The sequence below is a fragment of the Pedobacter sp. genome (genome assembly GCF_035317785.1).
Classification (GTDB): domain Bacteria; phylum Bacteroidota; class Bacteroidia; order Sphingobacteriales; family Sphingobacteriaceae; genus Pedobacter.
Map to the genome: position 1 here is coordinate 1 of NZ_DATHGC010000196.1, position 6,189 is coordinate 6,189.

Genomic DNA, 6,189 nt, shown 5'->3' on the forward strand with positions numbered 1-6,189 from the left:
GTCAAGATCTACTTATTCAAAATTTTTACCTGAGAATACACCGGATACTGCTTCGTATTTTAGTTTTTACGATGTGACCGAAAAGCTGGCCATTGTGATTGGTCTTTTCAGTTTTGCATTCATTGAAGAGGTAACAGGAAGTATGAGGAATTCTATTATTGCTTTGGCATCATTTTTTGTGATAGGTTTGGTATTTTTGCTGCTGTTGAAAAGAGTTGAAACTAAAGTTGATTGATGAGAATAGAATTATTTGTGCCCTGCTTTGTTGATCAGTTGTATCCTGAAACTGCTTTCAATACCATTAAACTGCTGGAAAAAGCAGGTTGTGAAGTGTATTACAATGCTGCGCAGACCTGCTGCGGACAACCTGCCTATAACGCCGGTTACTGGGAACAGGCGAAAGAGACCGGAAATAAGTTTCTGGCAGATTTTTCTGAAACAGATTATATTGTTGCCCCTTCAGCATCCTGTGTCGGAATGGTGAAAAATGGGTTTAATGATTTGTTTACCAATACTATTGTGCACAACAAATGCAGAAATATACAGGCCAATATTTTTGAGCTTTCTGATTTTCTGGTCAATGTTTTGAAAAAGGATTATTTTGGCGCTGAACTTGAAGGGCGGGCGGTTTATCACGATTCCTGCAGTGGTCTTCGTGAATGTAAAATTAAAGATGAACCCCGTTTGCTGCTGTCTAAAGTCCACGGACTGGAAATGGTGGAAATGAAGGAAACTGATATGTGCTGCGGATTTGGCGGCACCTTTGCTGTTAAATTTGACGCCATCTCATCGGCGATGGCTGAACAGAAAGTAAATAACGCACTGGAGCAGGAAGTCGACTATATCATTTCTACAGATCTTTCCTGTTTGATGCACCTGCAGGGTTATATCGATAAAAATAATATTCCGCTCAAAACAATGCATTTAGCAGATGTTTTGGCAAATGGCTGGCTGGAAAGTACGGAATATTAGTTAACTTTGCCTCAAACGATCACATTGTAGGTGATCTGGTAACATACATTTTTTTAATTTTTTAAATCATAGTTGTAGATGATTAACATTACACTGCCTGATGGCTCAAGCCGTCAGTACGAAAAGGGCACAACTGCCCATCAAATCGCATTGTCAATTTCTGAGGGCCTGGCCCGCAATGTTTTAGCCGCTGAGGTAAACGGAGAAATCTGGGATTCGTCAAGACCGGTTGAGTCTGATGCTTCTGTAAAACTATTGACCTGGAATGATACTGCGGGTAAAGCTACTTTCTGGCATTCTTCGGCGCACATTATGGCCGAGGCACTGGAAGCACTTTATCCGGGTACGAAATTCGGAATTGGCCCTGCCATAGAAACCGGGTTTTATTATGATGTTGACTTTGGGGACCGGGAGTTTTCTTCGGATGACTTTAAAGCCATTGAGGATAAGATCCTGGAGCTGGCCAGACAGAAGGAAGTGTTTGAGCGCAAGGCCATTTCAAAGGCTGATGCGGTCGCTTATTTCAATGAAAAGGGCGATGAATATAAGCTTGATCTTTTGGAAGGCCTGGAAGATGGAAAAATCACTTTCTATACACAGGGTGCCTTCACCGACCTTTGCCGTGGCCCGCACATTCCAAATACCGGCTTTGTAAAAGCCGTAAAGCTGATGAATGTCGCCGGTGCTTACTGGCGCGGGGATGAAACGAGAAAACAGCTGACCAGGATCTACGGTGTTACTTTTCCTAAGGCGAGCGAGCTGACAGAATATCTTCATATGATCGAAGAAGCTAAAAAGCGTGACCACAGGAAGCTGGGTAAAGAACTGGAACTGTTTGCTTTTTCTGAAAAAGTGGGGATGGGCCTTCCATTGTGGCTGCCTAAGGGTGCTGCACTGCGTGAACGTTTGGTTCAGTTTTTAACAAAAGCACAGGCTAAGGCCGGATATGAGCAGGTAGTCACTCCGCATATTGGTCATAAAAATTTATACATTACTTCCGGTCATTATGAGAAATATGGCAAGGATGCTTTTCAGCCTATAAAGACACCGCAGGAAGGAGAAGAATTTTTCCTTAAACCGATGAACTGTCCGCACCATTGTGAGATCTATAAGGTAAAACCACGTTCATATAAAGACCTTCCTTTGCGTTTTGCAGAATTTGGGACTGTATACCGCTACGAACAAAGCGGTGAGCTGCACGGCCTGACAAGGGTACGTGGGTTTACGCAGGATGATGCGCATTTGTTCTGCAGGCCGGACCAGGTGAAAGAGGAATTTAAGAAGGTGATCGACCTGGTATTGTACGTGTTTAAGTCCTTGGGTTTTGATGATTATATTGCCCAGATTTCTTTAAGGGATGCTGAAAACAGGTCAAAATATATCGGCAGTGATGAAAACTGGCATCTTGCAGAATCAGCGATTATAGAGGCTGCTGCGGAAAAAGGACTGCCTACAGTTGTAGAGTACGGAGAGGCTGCGTTTTATGGCCCGAAACTGGATTTTATGGTTAAGGACGCTTTGGGTAGAAAGTGGCAGCTGGGCACAATCCAGGTAGACTACAATTTGCCGGAACGTTTCGAACTGGAATATACAGGAAGTGATAACCTTAAACACAGACCGGTGATGATCCACAGGGCACCATTTGGTTCTTTGGAGCGTTTTATTGCAGTATTGATAGAACATTGCGCTGGTAATTTCCCGCTGTGGTTGTCACCGGAACAATTTATTATCCTGCCTATCTCTGAAAAGTACGAAGAATATGCAAAAAAAGTTTCAGATGAACTAAATAATTCCGATATTCGCGGGCTGATTGACTTTAGAGATGAAAAGATCGGAAGGAAAATCAGGGATGCAGAAGTGAAAAAGATACCCTATATGCTGATCATTGGAGAGAAGGAAAGTGCAGAAGGAAAGGTGTCGGTAAGGAAGCATGGTGAGGGAGATTTGGGTGAAATGAGCCTGCATGAGTTTAGTGAATTATTAATTAAAGAAATAACAGTTTAACAGGATATACATTTGGCATTAGGCAGACCAGGATTTAACAGGGGACCACGTCCTCCTTTTAAGAAAAAAGAAGCAGAACATAATATTAATCAGTTTATCAGGGCACAAGAGGTAAGGTTAGCTGGGGATAATGTTGAACCGGGGATTTATCCTCTGGCAAAAGCTTTGGCACTAGCAGACGAATTGGAGCTGGATCTTGTAGAGATCTCTCCGAATGCAGTGCCGCCTGTATGCAGAATAATCGATTACAGCAAGTTTGTTTACGAGCAAAAGAAAAAGCAGAAAGAGATTAAGGCAAATGCCAAACAAACGGTTATTAAAGAGATCAGATTCGGGCCTAATACCAATGATCATGATTTTCAGTTTAAACTGAAACATGCGGTCGGCTTTTTAGAAAGTGGCGAAAAGGTAAGGGCTTACGTTCACTTTAAAGGCAGGGCTATTGTATACAAAGAGCAGGGAGAGATCTTGTTGCTGAAATTTGCCCAGGCATTGGAAGATGTGGGTAAGGTAGAATTGCTGCCTAAACTGGAAGGAAAGCGTATGTTTTTAACACTTGCGCCAAAAGTTGCTAAGAAATAAATAAATTAAATAAATAAACACAGGTTATGCCAAAAATGAAAACCAATTCCAGTGCTAAAAAGCGTTTTTCGCTTACTGGAACAGGTAAAATCGCAAGAAAGAACGCATACAAAAGCCACATCCTAACTAAGATGTCGACTAAACGTAAGCGTAACTTAGGTCAAACATCAATGGTTTCTGATGCTGACATGGGCAACGTTAAACGTATGCTTGCAATCGGTAAATAATTAAATTTTTAACCAGGTAACCGGTAGATAAGTTTGCTGTAAAACGCAACACCGTTTATCAAAAACAATTAAAACATGCCACGTTCGGTAAACGCAGTAGCTTCGAGAAGAAGAAGGAAAAAGGTCTTAAATTTAGCCAAAGGCTATTGGGGATCAAGAAGTAAGGTATTCACCGTTGCTAAAAACACGGTAGAAAAAGGTTTGCAGTATGCATACCGTGACCGTAAAGTTAAGAAAAGAGAATTCCGCGGATTGTGGATTCAGCGTATCAATGCTGGAGCACGTCAGCATGGTATATCTTACTCTCAATTGATTGGGAAACTAGCCACTAAAAATATCGGTTTGAACCGTAAGGTTTTAGCTGATTTAGCGATGAACCATCCGGAAGCTTTTAAAGCGGTAATTGATGCAGTAAAATAGATAAAAATTATCTGATATTGAAAAGGGAGCCTAATTTAGGCTCCCTTTTTTTGTGTCGTGTATATGGATTTATAAGGTAATGTGCCGGCCAGCTTCTCTGACGCTTTCTTTGTCTATCACGCTCATATGTGGGATCCGGCCCAGGACTTTTATTTTGCTGAAAGATTCAATATAATGTTCTGTTTCGGGATTTGAAGCGCCATTAAAGATCAAACCTTCAATCTCGATCTGATTAGCTTTGAGCACTTCTAAGGTAAGCAGGGTATGGTTAATGCTGCCCAGATAGTTTTGCGACACCACAATAATCCTGACCTTTAGGTTCTTGATGAGGTCGAGGACCAACTCTTCAGTATTCAGTGGTACCATTAAGCCACCTGCACCTTCAATGATCAGGTCATTGTCTGTTTGAGGTATTTGTATATCCGCGGTACTAATCTCTATGCCATCGATCCTCGCGGACAAGTGAGGTGACAGTGGCTGACTGAGTCTGTAGCGTTCCGGATGGATTACCGTTTTTGTATTGCTGACCAGATTTTTGATGAGCAGGCTATCGCTGATGTCCAGGTCACCTGATTGTATGGGTTTCCAGTAGTCGGCATTTAATTTTTCCGTAAGTACAGCACTCACGGTGGTCTTGCCAATTCCTGTTCCTATTCCTGTTACAAAATATGTATTACTCATTGTTCTTCAATTGGGATATTTCACTGGCCAGTTGTCTGATCTCTTCATCGGTATTGTAAGTATGCAGGCAAATCCTGAGACGTTCCTGACCGGACTTCACTGTGGGACTTAGGATGGCCCTGACATCAAACCCCTTGTCCTGCAATAGTGCTGCAGCTAATTTGGCGGCTGCATTGCCCGGAAACAACAGGGTTTGAATGGCGCTGGGAGTTGGAGTGGCATGATCATGACCCGTGTCATTTAGTAAATCAGCATAGTGTTTGATCTTTTTCCGGATGAGCGTTGTAAAGTCAGTTGCCGTAAGCATTTGGTAGGCACATTTTACCGAGGCTATTGTATGGACCGGCGCGGCGGTAGTGTAGATGAATGATCTGGCGAAGTTAATGAGGTACTGACGTAATGCCGGACTGCCGAGTACGGCCGCGCCGTGGCAGCCCAATGCTTTACCAAAGGTCACTATTCTTGCAAAAACCCTATCCTGAAGGCCCAGCTGCTGAACCAGTCCTTTGCCTTGCTGGCCAAATATACCGATAGCATGGGCCTCATCTACAATGAAATTGGCGTTGTATTGTTCGCATAAGGCGTTTATTTCTGTTAAAGGGGCAATATCTCCGTCCATAGAGTAGACGCTTTCTGTGACGACATAGCTGTTGCCTTTGGCGTTTTTGAGTTTGGTTTCCAGGTCGTTTAAATCGTTGTGCCTGAAAGTATACCTGCCGGCATGAGTAAGTCTGGCTCCGTCTACAAGACTGGCATGAACAAGCTCGTCTGTAATGATGGTGTCGCCGCGCTGTGCAAGGCAGGAAAGCAGTCCTACATTGGCGTCGTAACCGGAGTTGAAGATCAGGCCCGTCTGTGCCTGATGGAAAGCAGCGATAAAAAATTCAGTTTCTTCTGTATATGCAGTGTTTCCGCTAAGCAGCCTTGAGCCGCCGGACCCATTTTGATGAAGATCATTTTCTTTTAATTCCTGGTCAATCTGCTCTTTTAGTGCTATCGACCTGGCAAAGCCCAGGTAATCATTTGAACAGAAATCTATGGGAAGATGGCTGGAAGACAGTTTTCTTAGCGCACCATCATTGGCCCTGCTTTCTAACCTGTCTTTAATAAACTGCTCGGCTGTATTCATTATGCTCAAAAATAAAGAAAGCAGACTAATAATCTGCTTTCTTTATTCATTGAACTGTTAATCTTTTAATGTGTCTGCGGCCGCGGGTATGTCAGCTCAGTTCTTGTTCAGCTGCGAGATTGATTTTTGCATTTGCGACATCATGTTTGTCAGGGTCTCAATTGTAGGTTCAGG

At 42.9% G+C, this 6,189-nt stretch carries 8 protein-coding genes; 6 read left to right on the forward strand and 2 right to left on the reverse strand.

Annotated features, from left to right (window positions below):
* The 6 genes from VK541_RS11950 to rplT all read left to right on the forward strand — a co-directional run.
* Positions 1 to 235: MFS transporter (locus VK541_RS11950; RefSeq protein ID WP_324370329.1), on the forward strand; the 235-nt coding region annotated here is incomplete at its 5' end.
* Entirely contained in the window at positions 235 to 972 is a 738-nt protein-coding gene (locus VK541_RS11955) for a (Fe-S)-binding protein (protein ID WP_324370331.1), read from the forward strand. The genes VK541_RS11950 and VK541_RS11955, both read left to right, overlap by 1 nt.
* Positions 973 to 1,050: 78 nt before the next feature.
* On the forward strand, positions 1,051 to 2,976 hold the full coding sequence (gene thrS / locus VK541_RS11960) for a threonine--tRNA ligase (protein WP_324370333.1): 1,926 nt from the start codon (positions 1,051 to 1,053) through the stop codon (positions 2,974 to 2,976).
* A 12-nt stretch (positions 2,977 to 2,988) separates the two neighbouring features.
* Positions 2,989 to 3,558, forward strand: a complete 570-nt coding sequence (gene infC / locus VK541_RS11965) for a translation initiation factor IF-3 (RefSeq protein ID WP_324370335.1) — start codon at positions 2,989 to 2,991, stop codon at positions 3,556 to 3,558.
* 26 nt (positions 3,559 to 3,584) lie between these two features.
* On the forward strand, positions 3,585 to 3,785 hold the full coding sequence (rpmI, locus tag VK541_RS11970) for a 50S ribosomal protein L35 (protein WP_048905002.1): 201 nt from the start codon (positions 3,585 to 3,587) through the stop codon (positions 3,783 to 3,785).
* 75 nt (positions 3,786 to 3,860) lie between these two features.
* Positions 3,861 to 4,205, forward strand: coding sequence for a 50S ribosomal protein L20 (gene rplT / locus VK541_RS11975; protein WP_090783774.1), 345 nt, complete (start codon positions 3,861 to 3,863; stop codon positions 4,203 to 4,205).
* 69 nt (positions 4,206 to 4,274) lie between these two features.
* Here the strand turns inward: rplT and bioD are convergent, their stop codons facing one another.
* Positions 4,275 to 4,886, reverse strand: coding sequence for a dethiobiotin synthase (gene bioD, locus VK541_RS11980; RefSeq protein WP_324370343.1), 612 nt, complete (start codon positions 4,884 to 4,886; stop codon positions 4,275 to 4,277).
* A complete protein-coding gene (locus VK541_RS11985; RefSeq protein ID WP_324370346.1) occupies positions 4,879 to 6,015 on the reverse strand; it encodes a pyridoxal phosphate-dependent aminotransferase family protein in 1,137 nt (378 codons plus the stop codon). The genes bioD and VK541_RS11985 overlap by 8 nt, the downstream gene beginning before the upstream one ends.
* Between the last annotated feature and the right edge of the window lie 174 nt (positions 6,016 to 6,189).

What these genes read in the sequence shown, in the direction of transcription:
- VK541_RS11955 (WP_324370331.1), top strand. Translation starts at nt 235, where the DNA reads ATGAGAATAGAATTATTTGTGCCCTGCTTTGTTGATCAGTTGTATCCT.
- thrS (WP_324370333.1), top strand. Translation starts at nt 1,051, where the DNA reads ATGATTAACATTACACTGCCTGATGGCTCAAGCCGTCAGTACGAAAAG.
- rpmI (WP_048905002.1), top strand. Translation starts at nt 3,585, where the DNA reads ATGCCAAAAATGAAAACCAATTCCAGTGCTAAAAAGCGTTTTTCGCTT.
- rplT (WP_090783774.1), top strand. Translation starts at nt 3,861, where the DNA reads ATGCCACGTTCGGTAAACGCAGTAGCTTCGAGAAGAAGAAGGAAAAAG.
- bioD (WP_324370343.1), bottom strand. Translation starts at nt 4,886, where the DNA reads ATGAGTAATACATATTTTGTAACAGGAATAGGAACAGGAATTGGCAAG.
- VK541_RS11985 (WP_324370346.1), bottom strand. Translation starts at nt 6,015, where the DNA reads ATGAATACAGCCGAGCAGTTTATTAAAGACAGGTTAGAAAGCAGGGCC.